The sequence below is a fragment of the Microbacterium sp. T32 genome (assembly GCF_001619615.1).
GTDB lineage: Bacteria > Actinomycetota > Actinomycetes > Actinomycetales > Microbacteriaceae > Microbacterium.
In genome coordinates this window covers 24,246-42,521 of sequence record NZ_LQQP01000003.1, presented here as the reverse complement: position 1 = coordinate 42,521, position 18,276 = coordinate 24,246, and the positions used below count along the sequence as shown (strand labels likewise).

Here is an 18,276-nt window from a genome sequence, read left to right as displayed (position 1 = left end):
GTGCAGGCGGGTCTCACCGCCGTGATCGTCGAATCCGAGCTGGTCGGCGGCGAGTGCTCGTACTGGGCGTGCATGCCGTCGAAGGCGCTGCTGCGCAGCGGCGCCGCCCTCCGCGCGGCCCGCGACGTCGACGGCGCGAAGCAGGCCGTGACCGGCGACCTCGACATCGCCGCGGTCCTCCGTCGCCGCGACTCCATGACCAGCAACTGGAACGACGCCGGTCAGGTGTCGTGGCTCGAGGGCGCGGGCATCGAGCTCGTCCGAGGCCACGGTCGCCTCACCGGCGAGAAGACGGTGCAGGTCACCGCCGACGACGGCACGACGACCGACCTGGTCGCCCGCCACGCGGTCGCGGTGTGCACGGGGTCGGCGGCGCTGCTCCCCGACATCCCGGGCCTGACCGACATCGAGCCGTGGACGAGCCGCGAGGCGACCGCGGTGCAGACCATCCCGGGCTCGCTCGCGATCCTCGGCGGCGGCGTCGTCGGCGCCGAGATGGCGACCGCGTTCGCGAGCCTCGGCGCCGAGGTCACGATCATCGCGCGTTCGGGGTTGCTGGGCGGCACCGAGCCGTTCGCCGGCGAACTGGTCGCGGATTCCCTCCGCTCGCGCGGCGTCACGGTGAAGACGGGAGTGGATGCCACGGCCGCCCGCCGCGACGACGACGGGCGCCGCGTGCTCGAACTGTCCGACGGCACCACGGTGACCGCCGACGAGGTGCTCGTGGCGACCGGCCGTGTTCCGCGGACCACCGACCTCGGTCTCGAGACCGTCGGCCTCGAGGAGGGTTCATGGCTCGACGTCGACGACACGCTCCTCGTGCGCGGTTTCGACTGGCTGTACGCCGTCGGCGACGTGAACCACCGCGCACTCCTCACGCACCAGGGCAAGTACCAGGCCCGGGCGGCGGGCGACGTGATCGCCGCACGCGCGCGAGGCGGCGAGGTCGACGACAGCCCGTGGGGAGCCCACGTCGCGACCGCCGACCACGACGCCGTTCCCCAGGTCACGTTCACCGACCCCGAGGTCGCATCCGTCGGCCTCACCGCGAAGAAGGCCGAGGAGCGCGGCCTCAACGTCCAAGTGCTCGACTACGACCTGGCGCACGTCGCGGGGTCCAGCGAGCAGTCCGACGCGTACGTCGGCCAGGCCCGCGCGATCGTCGACCTCGACCGCGGGGTTCTCGTCGGAGCGACATTCGTCGGCCCCGAGATCGCCGAGCTGCTGCACTCCGCGACGATCGCGATCGTCGGGGAGGTGCCGGTGAAGCGGCTGTGGCACGCGGTGCCGTCGTACCCCACGGTCAGCGAGGTCTGGCTGCGCCTCCTCGAGACGCTCGGCCGCGACTCCGCCTGAGCCTCGCGATTCGCGTGAGTCGCCGAGATTCGTCGCTTCCGTGCACGTCGCGGCGACAATTCCTGGCGACTCACGCACGGGAAAGGGAGAACCGGATGCCGAAGACGATCGCGCTCATCCGCGGCGTCGGTGGCCCCACGGCCCTGAAGATGCCCCTGCTGCGAGAGGTGTTGGCATCCGCGGGTCTCGGTGAGGTCGTGACGCTGCAGGTGGCCGGGAACGTCGTGCTCGACGACGGCGGCCGCTCCCCCGACGAGATCGCAGGGACGATCCGGGATGCCGTGCGCGCCGCGTTCGGCCACGACCTTCCGGTCATCGTGCGCTCGCACGCCGAGCTCGCCGATACCCACGCCCGCAACCCGTTCGCCGACGCCGCCGAGGGGCGGTGGGTGCAGACGGTGTTCCTCGACGCCGCGCCCACCGTCGCGTTGGAGGTGCCCGATGGCATCCCGGAAGAGGCCGTGCTCGACGGTCGCGAGGTGTTCGTGCGGTATCCCGACGGGATCGGCGGATCGAAACTGCAGGCCGGCTGGTTCGAGAAACGCCTCGGCGTCACGGGCACGGCCCGCAACGCGAACACGATCGCGAAGCTCCTCGACCTGAGCGCCTGACGCGCCGCTCGACCGCCGGGTCGTCGGTGCCCAGCGCGGCGACGGCGGACGGCGCCGCCGCGTCGGCGCCCAGCGGTGCGCGGTGCACGAGATGAGCCGCATAAACGCTGCCCAGCCGCAGAAACGCGCGGACAGGGCGTTTCTGCCGACGGCGAGCGTTTATGGCAGCACCCACCGTCCGCACGAACGCCACCGCCCCCGCAACCGAAGTCGCGGGGGCGGCGGGACGACCGCGCGTCAGTGGAAGAAGTGACGCTCGCCGGTGAAGAACATCGTGACGCCGGCGGCACGCGCGGCGTCGATGACCTCGGCATCCCGCACCGAACCGCCGGGCTGGATGATCGCCGAGATCCCGGCGTCGATCAGCACCTGCGGGCCGTCGGCGAAGGGGAAGAAGGCGTCGGATGCCGCGATCGACCCGGCGGCGCGATCACCCGCGCGCTCGACCGCGAGGCGGCACGAGTCGACGCGGTTGACCTGGCCCATGCCGATGCCGACCGTCGCCGAGCCCTTGGCGAGCACGATGGCGTTGGACTTCACGGCGCGGCACGCCTTCCAGGCGAAGATGAGGTTCGTCATGTCCTCGTCGGCGGGGCGCTCGCCCGAGACGAGCTCCCAGTCCTTCGCGACCGACTCGATGTCGGCGGGGAAGCGGTCGGCATCCTGCAGCAGGAGTCCGCCGGACACGAGGCGCACGTCCATGGGCTCCTGGCGCCAGTCGGCGGGGAGCTGCAGCACGCGCAGGTTCTTCTTGAGCTTGAAGACCTCGAGGGCCTCGGGCTCGAAGTCGGGCGCGATGATGACTTCGGTGAAGATGTCGCGGAGGTTCTCCGCCATCTTCAGCGTCACGGTGCGGTTGGCGGCGATGACGCCGCCGAACGCCGAGACCGGGTCGCACTCGTGCGCGCGCAGGTGCGCCGAGGCGATCGGGTCGAGCGCGTTCGGGGCGGCGACCGCGATGCCGCACGGGTTCGCGTGCTTGATGATCGCGACGGCGGGCTTCACCATGTCGAACGCGGCGCGCAGCGCGGCGTCGGCGTCGACGTAGTTGTTGTACGACATCTCCTTGCCCTGCAGCTGCGTCGCCTGCGCGATGCCGTGCCCGCCGACGCGCGTGTAGATCGCGGCGCGCTGGTGCGAGTTCTCGCCGTATCGCAGGGTCGACAGGCGCTCCGCCTGGATCGTGAGGTGCGCGGGAAGGTCGATGTCGTCGCCGAGCGTGCCCTCGGCGAACCACGTCGACACCGCGGTGTCGTAGGCGGCGGTGTGCGAGAAGGCGCGCGCGGCGAGCTCGCGGCGCTGCACGAGCGACGTGCCGCCGTCGCGCTGCAGCGACTCGACGATCGCGGGGTAGGACTCGGGCGAGACGACGATCGCGACGTTCGCGTGGTTCTTCGCGGACGCGCGCACCATGGCGGGGCCGCCGATGTCGATCTGCTCCACGACGTCATCGCCCTCCGCTCCGGATGCCACGGTCTCGACGAACGGGTAGAGGTTCACGACCACGAGTTCGAAGGGCAGGATGCCGAGCTCGTCGAGCTGCGTCTCGTGGCTGGCGAGGCGCAGGTCGGCGAGGAGGCCCGCGTGCACGTTCGGGTGCAGCGTCTTCACGCGTCCGTCGAGCGACTCGGGGAAGCCGGTGATGGCCGAGACGTCGGTGACGGCGAGCCCGGCGTCGCGCAGCAGCGTCGCGGATCCGCCGGTCGACACGATCTCGACGCCGGCCGCGGCGAGCGCCTGGGCGAACTCCAGCAGGCCGGTCTTGTCGCTCACCGACACCAGTGCGCGGCGGATGGGGACGACGTCACGGGGACGGTAGTCGGCGGGGTCGTGGCGGGGTCCGGCCATGGCTGCGGCTCCTGTGTCTCGTGGGGTGCGGAACGCGGGCGACCGCCCGCGGGGGTTCAGGGGTGGCGGGATGCCGTGGCATCCAGGTCGAGGTCGCCCTCGGCGATGCGGCGAACGACGTCGATGAGCAGACGTCGCTCGACGGGCTTGATGCGCTCGTGCAGCGCTTCTTCGTCGTCGCCGGGGAGGACGGGGATGCGCTCCTGCGCGAGGATCGGCCCCGTGTCGACGCCGGAGTCGACGACGATGACGCTCGCGCCGGTCTGCTCGACGCCGGCGCGCAGGGCGTCGCGGACCCCGTGCGCGCCCGGGAACTCGGGCAGGTACGCGGGGTGCGTATTGATGATGCGCGGCTCCCATTCGGCGACGAGCTCGGCCGGCAGCAGGCGCATCAGCCCGCTCAGGACGACGAGGTCGGGCTGCCAGACGCGCAGCTGCGCGCCGAGTTCCGCGCCCCACTCCTCGCGCGTCTCGAACGCGTCGAAGGGCACGAGGAAGGTCGGGATGCCGAAGTGCTCGGCGTGGGCGAAGCCGTCGGCTTCGCGATCGGCACCGACCGCGATCACGCGCGCCGGGAAGTCGGGGGCGGCAGCCGCCTCGAGCAGGGCGCGGAGGTTGGAGCCGGTGCCGGAGATGAGGACGGCGACCGTGAGCACGGGGGTCAGTCTACGGGGCGCGCGCCGCGGCCATCGGTCGGGTCGGAGCCGTCCGCTCCCTCGATGCGCGCCCAGGCGTCGCGGATCCGCGCCTGGACGTCGGCGTCGGTGTCGAGGCCGACGGGCGCTGCATCCGCGCGCGGGGGTTCGGCGACAGGAGCCGGCGCGAACAGCACCTCGGCCGGACGGTCGCGGAACGCCGGAACCGTCTCCCGCTCGCGGGGAGATTCCGCGCGCGCCGGACGGGGAGCCTCGTCCCGCACCGGGCGACGTCCACCGGGCACGCGTGGAGAGAGCAGCAGGATCGCGAGGCCCACGAGGACCTCGAGTCCGAGCGCGAGGGCGAGGGGGCCGGGTTGTGGCCCGGTCTCGGTGAGCCGGCCGGGGCCGATCGCACCGCTCGCGAACACCGCGATCAACGCCCCGACCCCGCCCGTGAGGGCGGCGACCGCGACGGCCAGGGTGAGCCGCGGCGCCACCGGCTCGTGTCCGGCAGGGTCTGGCATCCAGGATCGGAGGATCCACCCGGTCAGCGCGCCAACGGCGACGGGCAGCAGGGCGAGCAGCAGGAGCCACGACGAGGACGTGTCGGGGATGATGCCCAGGATCGGGATGCCGGGAACCGCACCGACCTGCGTGGCGGCGGGCGTGACCGCGGCGTCGGTGCCGAGCGCGAAGCCGGGGCCCGCCGCGAACGCCACGGCCCACAGCACGAGCGTCGGGAGGTAGACGAGCTGCCCGAGGGCGAGGACCGTGGCGCCGATCGCGTCGACGTTGCTGGCTTGGAAGAGCGTGATGATCTGCGTCCCGCGCGCGAGGAGGCCCGCGACCACGACGAGACCGCCCACGGCGAGGAGGCCGAGGGTCGTGAGCGCGACGCCGCGCAGCACGAGGGAGGGGACGGGCGCCCAGGCCGCCGGCATCCGATCCCGCGCGGCGCGGAGGCGGTCGACGAGCCCCTCGTCGCCGACGCCCCAGGCGCCCACGAAGGCGCCGATCAGCGACGGGACCGCGAAGATCAGCGCCGGGAAGAGGATCGCCTGCCACGTCTGGAACGACACCAGCGGAGCCTCGGCCGTGAAGGCGACCGCGGCCGCGATCGCGGCGAAGACGAGCGAACCGGACAGCCATCCGGTGAGCGCGGCGCCGGCCTCGGCGGCGCGGATGCCGGAGCGGGCGGCGAACAACCCGGTGAATCCGGCGAATGCGAGCGGAGCGAGCGACAGCGTGAACGTTGCGAGCGACGGGTCGACGCCCGTGGCCGCGAGGTAGGCGTCCGGCAGCGTCACGGTGATCGGGACGAGGTGGCCGAGATGCCACACGGCCGCGGCGGACGGCCAGAGCGCGGACCAATCGGCGTTCCCGAGGGCGACCACCCACATGAGGGTGAGCGGGGCGAGCACGACGGCGATGCCGACCGCGGCGGCCAGGAGCGCGTCGAGGGCGGCGAGAAGGGCGACGAGGAGACGATGCATGAGCGTCTGCGACCCTACCCGCGCAACCCTCTCCGCCCGCTCAGGCGCGGCGGGGGTGCCCCATCCCCGCCCCGTCGCCGCGTGAGGGGTCAATTTCTGTCGCTTCGGACGCTTGGTGGCGACAGAAACTGACCCCTCACGCGAGCAGTTACGCCACCGGCTCCAGGACGAAGATCTCGATGCGGCGCTCGGTCTTCTTCTGGTACTCGGCGTAGTCGGGCCAGACCGCGACGGCGCGGGCCCACCACTCGTCGCGCTCGGTGCCCTCGGCCTGGTGCGCGTCGTATTCGCGCTTGACGTCGCCGTCCTGCAGCTCGACCCGCGGGTTCTTCACGATGTTGTAGAACCATGCGGGGTGCTCGGGAGCGCCACCCTTGGATGCCACGACCAAGTACCGACCGTCGTGCTCGACGCGCATGAGGGCCGTCTTGCGCAGACCGCCGGTTTTGGCGCCGACCGTGGTGAGGACGATGATGGGAACGCCCCGCAGTTCCGCGCCTTCCCGACCCCCCGTGGCTTCGAAGGTCTCGGCCTGCGAACGGGCCCATTCGCTGGTGCTGGGCAGATACTGTCCTGAGAGCGGCATGACCCCACGATATGCCCGTTCCTCCGCCTCCGGCCCCGTCCCCTCCCCCATTCCTGGAGCCCCATGAGCACCTCCGCTCCCGAGACCGCTGCTGCCCCCGCCCCGAAGAACGCGCTCGACCGCTTCTTCGAGATCACCGCTCGCGGATCCTCCGTCGGCGCCGAGGTGCGCGGTGGCGTCGTCACGTTCGTGACGATGGCCTACATCGTCATCCTGAACCCGATCATCCTGTCGGGCACGCCCGACGTGGCCGGCAACGCCCTCGGCTTCCCGCAGGTCGCGGCGGTCACCGCACTCACCGCCGGTGTGATGACGATGCTGTTCGGCCTCGTCACCCGCCTGCCGTTCGCGTTCGCCGCGGGCCTGGGCATCAACTCGTTCCTCGCCGTCGGCATCGTCGGCGGCGTCACGTGGCCCGAGGCCATGGGCCTCGTCGTCATCAACGGCCTCATCATCGTGCTGCTCGCCGTCACGGGCCTGCGCCGCATGATCTTCGAGGCGGTGCCGCTCGCGCTGAAGACCGCGATCACGGTCGGCATCGGCCTGTTCATCGCGTTCATCGGCTTCGTCGACAGCGGCCTGGTGACCTCGACGGGCCTGTCGTCACCGCCGGTCGGCCTCGGCGTGCAGGGCTCGATCGCCACCATCCCCACCGCCCTGTTCGTCCTCACCCTCCTCATCACCGCCGTGCTGATGGTGCGGAAGGTCAAGGCAGCGCTGCTGATCGGCCTGCTCACCGGCACCGTGATCGCGGTGATCGTCGAGGCGATCGCCAAGCTCGGCGCGCGTTCGACCGACAACCCCGGCGGCTGGAGCCTCAGCGTCCCGACCCTCCCGACGCAGTGGGTCGGTCTCCCCGACCTGTCTCTCGTCGGCCAGGTCGACCTGTTCGGCTCGTTCGGGCGCATCGGCGTGCTCGCGGCGCTCATGCTCGTGTTCACGCTGGTCTTCACGAACTTCTTCGACGCTATGGGCACCATGACTGGCCTCTCCCGCGAGGCGGGCCTCGCCGCCCCGGACGGCACGTTCCCGCGCCTGCGCTCGGCCCTGATCATCGAGGGCATCGGCGCGGTCGCCGGTGGCACGACCTCCGCGTCGTCCAACACGGTGTTCATCGAGTCGGGCTCCGGCATCGGCGAGGGCGCCCGCACGGGCCTCGCGAACGTCGTCACCGGAGGCCTGTTCCTCCTCGCGATGTTCTTCACGCCGCTGACGAGCATCGTGCCCAGTGAGATCGCCGCCGCCGCGCTGGTGATCGTCGGTGCCCTGATGATGGGGCAGATCCGACACCTCGACCTCGGCGACCTGTCCGTGCTGATCCCTGTGTTCCTCACGGTGACGGTCATGCCGCTGACCTACTCGATCGCCAACGGCATCGGCGCCGGCTTCGTCAGCTGGGTCGTCATCCAGGCAATGTCCGGCCGCGCCCGCCGCGTGAGCCCGCTGCTCTGGATCGTCGCCGCCGGCTTCGTCGTCTTCTTCGCGCGCGGCCCCGTCGAGTCGCTGCTCGGCTGACCCCGTGCGCACGGAGGGGCCTGGATGCCACGGCATCCGGGCCCCATCCCGAGCGCGCCGACCGCCCACGACCCGCCCAGCCGCACCCCGGATCCAGTGTCCAAGACACGCGGACGCAGCGCGATGCCGTCCGCGTGTCTTGGACACCGAACCGAGGAGCGAGGCGCCGCGCCGGGCATCCACCCCGAGCCCACCCCGCCCGCAACCCACGGCCCGGCATCCACCTCGGCCCCGCGCCGCCCGCAACCGACGCAAAAGGGCCCGGATGCCATGGCATCCGGGCCCGAAAGCGAAAGCGTCAGAGCGCTTCGATGATCTCGCGCATCAGGGCGGCGGTCTCGGACGGCGTCTTGCCGACCTTCACGCCGGCGGCCTCGAGGGCCTCCTTCTTCGCCTGGGCGGTACCGGCGGAGCCGGAGACGATGGCACCGGCGTGGCCCATGGTCTTGCCCTCGGGGGCGGTGAAGCCCGCGACGTAGCCGACAACCGGCTTCGTGACGTTGGCCTGGATGAACGCGGCCGCGCACTCTTCCGCGTCGCCGCCGATCTCGCCGATCATGACGATCGCCTTGGTCTCGGGGTCGGCCTCGAACGCGGCGAGCGCATCGATGTGCGTGGTGCCGATGATCGGGTCGCCGCCGATGCCGATGGCGGTCGAGAAGCCGAGGTCGCGCAGCTCGAACATCATCTGGTACGTCAGGGTGCCGGACTTCGACACGAGGCCGATCGGGCCCTTGCCGGTGATGTTCGCGGGCGTGATGCCGACGAGCGCCTCACCGGGCGTGATGATGCCGGGGCAGTTCGGGCCGATGATGCGGGTCTTCTCGCCCTTCGACTTCGCGTACGCCCACGCCTCGGCGGTGTCGCCGACGGGCACGCCCTCGGTGATCACGACGAGCAGCGGGATCTCGGCGTCGATGGCCTCGACCATCGCGTCCTTCGTGAAGGCGGGGGGCACGAACGCGATCGACACGTCAGCGCCGGTCTCGCGGATGGCCTCTTCGACCGAGGCGAAGACGGGGAGCTCGACGTCGTTGCCGGCGGCGTCCTTGTGGGTGACGGTCGTGCCGGCCTTGCGGGCGTTGACGCCACCGACGACCTGCGTCCCGGCCTTGAGCATGAGGGCGGTGTGCTTGGTGCCCTCGCCGCCGGTGATGCCCTGGACGATGACCTTGGAGTCCTTGTTGAGGTAGATCGACATCTGTTCTGTCCCTTACGCGTTGGCCAGTTCGGCGGCCTTGTCGGCGCCCTCGTCCATACCGGCGGCGAGGGTCACGAGCGGGTGGTTGGCGGCGGCGAGGATCGCGCGACCCTCTTCGACCTGGTTGCCGTCGAGACGGACCACGAGCGGCTTGGTGGCGGCGTCGCCGAGGATCTCGAGCGCCTTCACGATGCCCTCCGCGACGGCGACGCACGAGGTGATGCCACCGAAGACGTTGACGAACACGCTCTTGACCTGCTCGTCACCGAGGATGACGTCGAGGCCGGCGGCCATGACCGTGGCCGAGGCGCCGCCGCCGATGTCGAGGAAGTTGGCGGGCTTCACGCCGCCGTGGTTCTCACCGGCGTACGCGACGACGTCGAGGGTCGACATGACCAGACCCGCGCCGTTGCCGATGATGCCGACCTGGCCGTCGAGCTTGACGTAGTTGAGGTCGTGCTGCTTGGCCTTGGCCTCGAGGGGGTCGGCGGCATCCTTGTCTTCGAGCTCTTCGTGCTCGGGGTGACGGAAGCCGGCGTTCTCGTCGAGCGAGACCTTGCCGTCGAGGGCGATGATGTCGCCGTCCTCGGACTGGATGAGGGGGTTCACCTCGACGAGCGTGGCGTCCTCGCCCTTGTAGACGTTGTAGAGCTTGACGAACACGTCGGCGACCTTGGGGGCCAGCTCGTCGTCGAACTTCGCGGCCTTGGCGATCTCGAGCGCCTTCTCGGGCGAGATGCCCTCGAGCGGGTCGACCTCGACGCGGGCGAGAGCCTCGGGACGCTCGACGGCGAGCTCTTCGATCTCCATGCCGCCCTCGACGCTGGACAGCGACAGGTAGGAGCGGTTGGCGCGGTCGAGCAGCACCGAGAAGTAGAACTCCTTGGCGATGCGGGCACCCGCGGCGACCATGACGCGCTTGACGACGTGGCCCTTGATGTCGAGGCCGAGGATGGCCTGCGCCGCCTCGAAGGCCTCGTCGGGGTTCTTCGCGACCTTCACACCGCCGGCTTTGCCGCGGCCTCCGGTCTTGACCTGAGCCTTGACGACGACGACACCGCCGAGCTTCTCTGCGGCTGCCTTCGCCTCCTCAGGGGTGTCGGCGATGATGCCGGCGAGCACCGGCACCTCGTACTTTTCGAACAGGTCTCGGGCCTGGTACTCGTAGAGATCCACGGATGATCCTTCGCTGGGCGATCGGTGGTGGGAGGAGGCTCAGATCTCTCGATATCAAGAGATCTTGCCCAGCGACAACCCTACTAGACGGCGCTGAACGGCCCGGACGGTTGCCCCTTCGAACGGAGGCGATTCCGGATGCCGAGCTCGGCGACGAGCCGGGCGTGATCGCTGCCGACGCTGGTCGCGGTGGAGAGCGCTCCCACCTCGACGTCGTCGCTCACCACGACGTGGTCGAGCCGCAGCAGGGGCGGGAGGAGACGGTGCCCGATCGGCCACGTCGCCCCCGATCCGCGACCGACCGCGTCGAAGGCATCCCGCAGGCGTCCCCGCAGCATGCGGCGGAAGGGGCGGTGGTCGCCGGTGGCGTTGAAGTCCCCGGCCATCACGATCGCGCCGTCGGCGCACCGAGCGAGCGCGGCGAGCCCGTCCATCTGCCGCTGCCACCGTCGTGCCTGCCCGAGGGTGAGCGGCGCCACGGTGTGCACGTTGACCGCGAGGAGCGGACCGTGCGGGGTCGCGAGGTCGGTGCGGAGCATCGGCGACCCCGCGACGTCGAGCACCTCGTGCGCGACGACCGGGAACCGCGAGAACGTCGCCGCACCGTGATAGCCGGGGCGCTCCGCGACCCGATGATGGCGGTACGCCGACCACAGGCGCGACGTCCGCAGCACCGCGAGCACTTCGGGCGTGACCTCCTGCACCATCACGATGTCGGCATCCTCCGCGACGAGGTCGTCCGCGAGGCGGGCGACGTCGGGGTTGGTGCACAGGACGTTCGCCGTGACGAGCCGCACCCGCAGCGAGTCCTCGCGGATCGGCCGCGGCGACCGCGACCCGCGGCTGCGCACCCGCGAGACCAGGTGCACGACGGCGAAGACGGCCGCGAGCGCCGCAAGCCCGCGGCGCCGAGTCGCCAGCGCGAGCGCGACCACCAGGTACGCCGCCACCAGCACACGACGCTCAACGGCCCGCGCCCCGATCGCGAGAGGGAGCAGCCGCAGCGGCCACACCCGCGCACTCGTCACCGCCGCGCACGCGGCGATCACCGCCCACCCGATGCGCGCGGGCGCAGGGCGGGCGCGACGGCTCACGCGGGCCCTTCGGCGAAGATGCGGCCGAGGACCTCCCGCAGCGCTTCGGAGCTGACGGGCTTGGTCAGCCGCGCCGAGAGCCGCTGCGAGGCCTCGACCGGGACGGCGGAGTACTCGATGATCCCCGTGAGCAGGACGAACCTCGTGGATGCCGACTCCCCGAGGACGTCGAGCAGTTCGGTGCCGGTCCCCGAGGGGAGCTGGAAGTCCGAGATGACGAGCGCGTACGCGCGTTCGCGGAGGAGCACGGCGGCTTCGGGGACGTCGGTCGCGGCATCCGTCGTCCAGCCCTGCGCCCGGAGCATGTGCGTGAGGACGAGGCGGGTGACGGGGTCGTCGTCCACGACGAGGGCGTCGCTCACTGATCCTCCTCCTCGGCGGAGTCCCGCATGACGAAGATCTGGTCGAACTGCGTCAAGCGGAACACGCGCATCGCGTCGTCGGAGCGCGGCCGGATGAGCGTCACCGATCCGCCCGTCAGTCCGCGATCCCGGCGCGCCCGGGCGAGCACGGCCAGCCCGGCGCTGTCGACGAACTCGACGTCGGTCAGGTCGATCGTGAGGCGGGCGGCCGCCGACACCTGCGGCCCGTCGAACACCTGCCGCGCACGCGGAGCCTCCACGGCATCCAGTCGGCCGGCGAGCGCCACCAGCGCGTATACGGCATCCACGTAGACCACATCGATCCTCAGGGCGCTGCCGCCCGTCGAGTCAGCGCTGTGCATCGTCGCCCCCGATCTCCATGCGCAATTCCAGTTCGTTCTCATCGCCCACCCGCCGGTACGTCACGGCGGTCGTGAGCGAGCGGATGATGGTCAGCCCGTAGCCGCGCTCGCGTTCCGGATCGGCGGGAAGCGCGGCGACCCCCGACGGGTCGAACGGCGCACCCCGGTCGACGAGCCGGACGACGAGCTCGCCCGGCGTCGCCTCGAGCGCGAGGTCGATCGTCGACCCGGCGGGCAAGGCGCCGTGCTCGATGACGTTCATGCACGCCTCGTGGACGGCGAGCTCGGCGCGCGCGGCGAGCGCGGACGCCGTGGCGGTGTCGAGGTGCGCGAGGGAGGCCGCGAGCCAGTCGCCGATGCGCCGGGTCGCGAGGGCCGTGGGCTCGAGCTCCAGACGCGAGCGGACGATCTCGGTCATGCCGACGTCCTCTCCCGCCGCACGACCATGAGCGTCGCGTCGTCGGACGGCGCCGCCCCCCGGGCGAAGTCCTGCACGGCGTCGAACACGGTGGAAACGAAACCCGCCGAATCACCCCGGTCCGCCGACGCGCACAGGTCCGCAAAGCGTGCGTAGCCGAACTGCTCGCCGTCCGGGTCGGTCTGCTCGACCAGTCCGTCGGACCCGATGACGAGCACGTCGTCCGGACCGAGCACGGTGGACCAGACCCGCGGCACGCGCCCACGGACGATGCCGAGCGGAGGGACGGAGGCCTTCACCGTCTCGGCATCCGCACCGATCCGGAGGACGGGGGAATGCCCGGCGTTCACGAGTGACACCTCTCCCGTGTCCTCCTGCAGCACGCCGACCGCCAGGGTGATGAAGACGCCCACGTCGTCGAGATGGTCGAAGAGTTCGTCCTCGATGCGCTGGAACACGTCGACGACGGAGTCGTCGGGGCGCGTGAGGAAGGCGATGCGGCACGCGGCGACGGCGCGGGTCATGAGCATCGCGGCGGGGAGGCCCTTGCCTGCGACATCTCCCACCGCGAACCACAGCGAACCGGTCGAGCGCCCGAAGACGTAGAAGTCCCCGCCCGTAAGCGCCGCCGGCACCGTGCGGGCGGCGACATCGACCCCGGTCGACGGCGGCGGTTCGGTCGAGATGACGGACTGGGCGAGGACGGATGCCAACTGGTGCTCGCGCTCCACGACCGCCCGCTCGAACTCGTGCCGGTGCAGTTCGCGGAACGCGAGCATGATGCCGATCGCCGACACGATCGCCTCGATGAGCGGCACGTCGCTCGTCGAGAACGGGCGGTCGCTCGACCGGAAGAAGGCGATGTGCTGGTCGTCCTCCCCCTCGGGGTCGAGCACGGCGACGACCGCGGTGTCGGCCGCGACGGCACGGACGGCGTCGTCCGCGGCGGACCGGAGGACGTCCTCGACCAGGCGGACGTGGACGTCCAGGTCGGCGTGGTCGCCCCGGACCAGCGCGACCTCGCCCCGCTCGAACAGGACGACCTGCCGGGAGTCGGTGATCGAGAGCGCGCGGTCGAGCAGCAGCGCGAGGGTGTCGTCGCTCGCCGTGCCGCGCAGGTTGATGCGGGCGAGGGCTTCGACCGCGAGCTGCCGGTCCTGGCTCGCGATCAGCGCCTCGGTGAGGGCGAGCTGCGTCGCCTGCAGTTCGGCGACGGCCTCGCGGACGACCCGCTCCGCGAGGGCGACGCGATCGCTCTCCTCCGCCCCCGAGTTCGCGGCGGCCGCAGACGCGAGCACGTCCAGCGCGCTCGCGAGCGAGTCCGGCGCGCCGACACCCGCGCGGGCGCCCGTCTCGTCGGTCTTCATGACGGATCGTCGCCGGAGGAGCGGATCGTGAACAGCTCGGCGAGGTCGGTGATCTCCAGGATGACGCGCACGGCGTCGGCGGGGTCGACGAGCACGACCTCGCCCCCGAACGCCCGGGCCTGCTTCTGAAGTCGCACGAGCTCGGCGAGCGCCGTGGAGTCCAAGAACGCCACCTGCGACAGGTCCATCAGCACGACGGGGTGCTCGGCGGTGACGAGCGGGTGCACCGCGGCCCGGAATCCCGGAGCCTCGTGGGCGTCGAAGCGCCCCGCCAGGTGCACGGTGCGGCGCGAGGGTTCGATCTCGGTCCTGACGATCATCGCGGGGTCCTTCCGACGTCCGAAGGGGTGAGCGGCATCGGGCGGTGTCGCTCGGCGCGGTAGGCCCCGCGCAGGTCCAGATACCGGATGCGGACGAGGTCCCGGAGGAACTGCAGCGTCACCTTCATGGCATCCACCGTCGATCCGGGGGCGTCGTACCAGTCGACCGGCTCTTCGGTCACACGGTAGCCGAGCTTGTGCGCGAGGTAGAGGACCTCGAGGTCGAACGAGAAACCGTCGACGACCTGGGTCGAGAAGAGGCGCTCGGCCGCGGGCGCCGTGAACAGCTTGAACCCGCACTGGGTGTCGGCGACGTCGATGCCGAACACCCGCGACACCAGGATGTGGAGACCGCCGCTCAGCACCCGGCGCGCGAGGCTCTTGTTGCTCACCGCCGCCCCCGCGACGGCGCGAGAGCCGACGACGACGTCGAACCCGTCGGCGACCCGCGCGGCCAGGCGGTCGAACTGCTCGATCGGCGTGGACTGGTCGGCGTCGGCGAACAGCACGAGGCGTCCGCGCGCGGCCAGCATGCCCCGGCGGACGGCGTCCCCCTTCCCCGCATTCCGCGGGGCCGTCAGCAGGCGCAGGTTCGCGAAGCGGAGGTCGCGTACGAGGCTGGCCGTGGCATCCGTCGATCCGTCGTCCGAGACGATGAGTTCCCACGGCTCGCCGCGCGCGCTCATGTGGGTCGCGATCGCGCCGATCGTCGGGAGGATCCGCCACTCCTCGTTGTAGGCGGGGATCACGACGCTCACCGCGGGGTCCTCGGTCAACGGCTCCAGGACCCAGGTCTTGTAGGCCCGGTAGGCCGATGTCGGTTCGCTCACGCGCTTCCCCCTTCCGCGGCGATCCGCCGCCCGCTCGCTGCCGACACCAGCGCGTTCCCGGCCAGCACGATCAGCAGCACGCTCATCGCGACTCCCTGGGCGGCGATGAGGGATGCCATGTCCCCGTGCCACACGAGGAGGAGGATCAGCTGCAGCACCGACGCGCCGAGGAGGATCCACGAGGGCCGGGTCCGCGACCGGGACAGGTGATAGCTGGCCACGAGGTTGCCGATCGCGAAGAGCGTCGTGGTCAGCGCGTAGGCCGCGATCGGCACCGACAGTTCCGCGTACGCCGGTCCCAGGACCACGCCGAGCACGGGGCCGCCCCAGAAGAAGCCGCCGACCGCGCAGACGAGACCGATGGCCGTGACGATGACGATGCCGTTCCGCAGCACGTTCGAGGCATCCTGACCCGCGGCGTGGCGACGGACGGCGACGGGGAAGACCACCGTCGCGACCGACCAGGCGAGGAAGAACACGGCACGACCGACGAGGGCCACCGCCGCGTAGACACCGGCGTCGGCCGGCGCGAAGACCGCCTTCGACACGAGGATGTCGCTGTTGTTCGCGATGATCTGCCCGACCAGCAGGATCGACACCATTCCCGCGTAGGCCCGCACCTCGCGCGGGTCGATGGCACCGCTCACCGGGCCGTTGCTCGCGCGCGCCACGGCGCTCACGACCGCGCACGTCACGATGAACGACACGCTCAGAGCGACCGTCGCGCCGATGACGCCGAACCCGGCCCACACCAGGGCGATCCCGAGCCCCACGCGCGTGACCATCTCGATGAGGAACGACAGCGCCAGGGCGGGGAAAGCGAGCCGCGCCTGCAGCGTGCCGCGGCCGACGGCCTGCACGAGCCAGAACGGCACGCCGACGGCGAGCACGACGAACGGCCACGGCGACGCCGTGCGGAACAGCTCCGACCACAGCGGGGAGCCGGCGGCGAGCGCCACCCCCGCGACCACCCCCGACCACAGCGCCAGGCGCCGCAGCCGGCGCACGAGGGCGTCGGAGTCGCCGGGGAATCCGGACGCGTCCGCGCGCGCCACGAAGCGGGCGGCGACCATCTGGAGGCACAGGGCGACGGAGGTCAGGGTGAACAGCAGCGTCACCATGAGGTTGGCATCGGAGAACTCCGCCGGAGTCAGGACCCGGCCGAGGAAGAGGTTGAGGGCGTAGTTGCCGGCGTTGGCCACGAGCATCGCGCCCGCGAGCATCGACCCGCCGGCGACGAGTCGGCCGGCCCCCGCCGCCGGCGCGCGCCGTTCCTCGGTCACGTCCGCCTCCGCGTCCGCAACCGGTCGATGTGGGCGATGTGCCACTGGACGACCTCCGACATCGGCACGCCGCTCGCGGCGGCGAAGTTGCGGCGACCGAGCTCCTCTCGGCGCTCGGGGTCGTCGAGGACCAGGGCGAGCGCGTCGGCGAGGCTTCCCGCGTCGCCGGGCTCGAAGTACACGCCCTGGAACCCCTCCTCCTCGATGACGTCGACGAGGTCGCCGATGCGCGGCAGGACGGCGGCGCGCCCGTACTCCCCCGCCTGGTGCAGCACGCCCGAGCTTCCCGTCGTGGACGTATAGGGGAAGGCGACGACGGATGCCGAGAGGAAGAGGGGCGCGACCTCCTCCTCGGCGATGTAGCCCGGCATCTCGAGGTGCGGGACTTCGGCGTACCGCTCAGCGGCCTCGGCCATGTATCCCGGCGAGTTGGGGCTGTCGGTGCCGGCGAGCACGAGCCGAAGGTCGTCGTATCCGCGGGCGAGCAGGATGCGGTAGGCCTCGACGAGCAGATCGACCGTCTTGTACGTGCCCCATTTGCCGAACGCCATGATGGTCCGGCGCCCCGGCGGAACGCCGAAGGAGGGCTTGGCGATCTCCTCGAAGCTGCCGTGCGGGGCGAGCAGCGCGTTCGTCGCGCCGTAGCTGTCGCGCAGGAACTCGACGTATCGCGGGATCGTGAGCGCGACGATGTCGGCACGCAGCAGCGCACGGGTGAGGATCCGGCCCGCGAGGGTCATGAGCCGCGCGGTGAAGGCCGACCCGGCGAAGCCCGCGTCCTGCATGTCGACGTTGTCGGCCAGGTTGTGGAGGATCACCAGCGTCGGCACGCCCCGGGCCCGCAGCAGCGCGGGGAGGAGCAGCCCGAGCGCGCCGGGCACCCGCTTGTCACCGAACGTCGCGAACTGCAGGTTGAGGATCACGGCGTCCGGTCGGGTGCGGGCGACGGCCCGGGCGACGCGCAGAACCGTCCGCACGTCGTTGAACGTCCAGCTCGGTTCGAACGCCACGCGGTCGAGAGGCGCGGGCTCTCCGGCATCCGTCTCGTCCGTATAGACGACGACGCCGCTGACCTCCTCGAGTCGGCTGAGGTGACGGACCAGGTGATAGCCGTATTCGTTGAGGCTGTTCCGGCCGGGCGGGAACGCCGTGACGACGCCGATGCGCAGACGCGGGGCGCCGATGAGCTGCCCTGCTCCGTGTTCCTGCACCGTGGCTCCCCCCGCCGTGTGAGGACGACAGTACTCGCACCGTGCACACCGTTGTCACACGATTTCTCACCTCTTGAGGCGATCTTGTTGACATCTTGAGAGCGCTCCTGCAACGTGGACCCAACGCGCCCGTGGCGGAGTTCGGCGCGGCAGGCGGGATGCCACGATGGCGCGACGAAACCTCCTCGGCGTGGAGCCGGGTCAGAGTTCCGCGCTGTGGGCGACGTTCGGTCTCGCGCTCGCGGTCACCGTGGTCTACGCGGTCACGCTGTGGGCGATCCCGGCCCGGGGACCGGCTCTCGGCTGGTTGATCGTCGCGCGCCTCGTCCTCGAGGCGACCGCGCTCACCCTCGTGGTCATCCGCGTCGTCCGCCTGCCGAGGGAGAAGGCGGCCTGGAGCCTCCTCGCGGTCGCTCTCGGCATCCTCCTCCTCGCGGACGCCATCGCTTCGATCGGCGGGCTCTCCGGCGACGCGCTGCGGTGGCTGATGCCGGCGCTGAACCTGCTGATGTTCCTCGCCCTGATCGGGTCCCTCGGCACTCTCGTCCGCGATCGATTCACCAGACTCCCGCTCTCGACCTGGCTCGATGCCGTGATCAGCACGC

The 18,276-nt window shown here is 71.4% G+C and carries 19 protein-coding genes; 3 read left to right on the top strand and 16 right to left on the bottom strand.

Going from position 1 to position 18,276, the window contains the following annotated elements; all coding sequences use genetic code 11:
- Positions 1-1,356: dihydrolipoyl dehydrogenase family protein (locus AVW09_RS02085; protein WP_063256440.1), on the top strand; the 1,356-nt coding region annotated here is incomplete at its 5' end.
- Positions 1,357-1,451: 95 nt separating this feature from the next.
- A complete protein-coding gene (locus tag AVW09_RS02080) occupies positions 1,452-1,967 on the top strand; it encodes a DUF1697 domain-containing protein (protein WP_063256439.1) in 516 nt (171 codons plus the stop codon).
- A gap of 237 nt (positions 1,968-2,204) precedes the next feature.
- Here AVW09_RS02080 and purH read toward each other — a convergent pair whose 3' ends face one another.
- The 4 genes from purH to AVW09_RS02060 all read right to left on the bottom strand — a co-directional run bounded on the left by purH (position 2,205) and on the right by AVW09_RS02060 (position 6,532).
- Complete coding sequence (purH, locus tag AVW09_RS02075) at positions 2,205-3,815, bottom strand: bifunctional phosphoribosylaminoimidazolecarboxamide formyltransferase/IMP cyclohydrolase (protein WP_063256438.1); 1,611 nt, start codon at positions 3,813-3,815, stop codon at positions 2,205-2,207.
- A 56-nt stretch (positions 3,816-3,871) separates the two neighbouring features.
- Entirely contained in the window at positions 3,872-4,471 is a 600-nt protein-coding gene (gene purN, locus AVW09_RS02070; RefSeq protein WP_063256437.1) for a phosphoribosylglycinamide formyltransferase, read from the bottom strand.
- 5 nt (positions 4,472-4,476) lie between these two features.
- The gene (locus AVW09_RS02065; protein ID WP_063256436.1) at positions 4,477-5,946 is read right to left on the bottom strand and encodes a cell division protein PerM; all 1,470 of its coding nucleotides are present in this window, start codon (positions 5,944-5,946) and stop codon (positions 4,477-4,479) included.
- 148 nt (positions 5,947-6,094) lie between these two features.
- On the bottom strand, positions 6,095-6,532 hold the full coding sequence (locus AVW09_RS02060) for a nitroreductase family deazaflavin-dependent oxidoreductase (protein WP_063256435.1): 438 nt from the start codon (positions 6,530-6,532) through the stop codon (positions 6,095-6,097).
- A 63-nt stretch (positions 6,533-6,595) separates the two neighbouring features.
- Between AVW09_RS02060 and AVW09_RS02055 the strand changes: the two genes are divergently transcribed.
- The gene (locus AVW09_RS02055) at positions 6,596-8,047 is read left to right on the top strand and encodes an NCS2 family permease (RefSeq protein WP_063256434.1); all 1,452 of its coding nucleotides are present in this window, start codon (positions 6,596-6,598) and stop codon (positions 8,045-8,047) included.
- A gap of 298 nt (positions 8,048-8,345) precedes the next feature.
- Here the strand turns inward: AVW09_RS02055 and sucD are convergent, their stop codons facing one another.
- From sucD to AVW09_RS01995, 12 genes are all read right to left on the bottom strand, one after another.
- A complete protein-coding gene (sucD, locus tag AVW09_RS02050; RefSeq protein ID WP_063256433.1) occupies positions 8,346-9,248 on the bottom strand; it encodes a succinate--CoA ligase subunit alpha in 903 nt (300 codons plus the stop codon).
- Positions 9,249-9,260: 12 nt separating this feature from the next.
- Entirely contained in the window at positions 9,261-10,424 is a 1,164-nt protein-coding gene (sucC, locus tag AVW09_RS02045; protein WP_063256432.1) for an ADP-forming succinate--CoA ligase subunit beta, read from the bottom strand.
- An 83-nt stretch (positions 10,425-10,507) separates the two neighbouring features.
- The gene (locus AVW09_RS02040) at positions 10,508-11,518 is read right to left on the bottom strand and encodes an endonuclease/exonuclease/phosphatase family protein (protein ID WP_063256431.1); all 1,011 of its coding nucleotides are present in this window, start codon (positions 11,516-11,518) and stop codon (positions 10,508-10,510) included.
- Positions 11,515-11,880, bottom strand: a complete 366-nt coding sequence (locus AVW09_RS02035) for a response regulator (RefSeq protein ID WP_063256430.1) — start codon at positions 11,878-11,880, stop codon at positions 11,515-11,517. The genes AVW09_RS02040 and AVW09_RS02035 overlap by 4 nt, the downstream gene beginning before the upstream one ends.
- The gene (locus AVW09_RS02030; protein WP_063256429.1) at positions 11,877-12,242 is read right to left on the bottom strand and encodes an STAS domain-containing protein; all 366 of its coding nucleotides are present in this window, start codon (positions 12,240-12,242) and stop codon (positions 11,877-11,879) included. Before AVW09_RS02030 ends, AVW09_RS02035 begins: the two co-directional genes overlap by 4 nt.
- The gene (locus tag AVW09_RS02025; protein ID WP_063256428.1) at positions 12,229-12,660 is read right to left on the bottom strand and encodes an ATP-binding protein; all 432 of its coding nucleotides are present in this window, start codon (positions 12,658-12,660) and stop codon (positions 12,229-12,231) included. Before AVW09_RS02025 ends, AVW09_RS02030 begins: the two co-directional genes overlap by 14 nt.
- Positions 12,657-14,027, bottom strand: coding sequence for a PP2C family protein-serine/threonine phosphatase (locus AVW09_RS02020; protein ID WP_063256427.1), 1,371 nt, complete (start codon positions 14,025-14,027; stop codon positions 12,657-12,659). The genes AVW09_RS02025 and AVW09_RS02020 overlap by 4 nt, the downstream gene beginning before the upstream one ends.
- Positions 14,024-14,347: an STAS domain-containing protein gene (locus AVW09_RS02015; protein ID WP_063256426.1), complete on the bottom strand. Its 324-nt coding sequence runs from the start codon at positions 14,345-14,347 to the stop codon at positions 14,024-14,026. The genes AVW09_RS02020 and AVW09_RS02015 overlap by 4 nt, the downstream gene beginning before the upstream one ends.
- A complete protein-coding gene (locus tag AVW09_RS02010) occupies positions 14,344-15,177 on the bottom strand; it encodes a dolichyl-phosphate beta-glucosyltransferase (RefSeq protein WP_197462537.1) in 834 nt (277 codons plus the stop codon). The genes AVW09_RS02015 and AVW09_RS02010 overlap by 4 nt, the downstream gene beginning before the upstream one ends.
- Positions 15,174-16,460 (bottom strand): oligosaccharide flippase family protein, encoded by a 1,287-nt coding sequence (locus AVW09_RS02005; protein ID WP_063256425.1) that lies wholly within the window; start codon positions 16,458-16,460, stop codon positions 15,174-15,176. The genes AVW09_RS02010 and AVW09_RS02005 overlap by 4 nt, the downstream gene beginning before the upstream one ends.
- Positions 16,457-17,671 (bottom strand): glycosyltransferase, encoded by a 1,215-nt coding sequence (locus tag AVW09_RS02000; RefSeq protein WP_197462536.1) that lies wholly within the window; start codon positions 17,669-17,671, stop codon positions 16,457-16,459. The genes AVW09_RS02005 and AVW09_RS02000 overlap by 4 nt, the downstream gene beginning before the upstream one ends.
- Before the next feature lie 255 nt (positions 17,672-17,926).
- Positions 17,927-18,274 carry a hypothetical protein gene (locus tag AVW09_RS01995; protein WP_156495929.1) on the bottom strand — a complete coding sequence of 116 codons (348 nt, stop codon included), beginning with the start codon at positions 18,272-18,274 and terminating at the stop codon, positions 17,927-17,929.
- Positions 18,275-18,276: the final 2 nt, after the last annotated feature.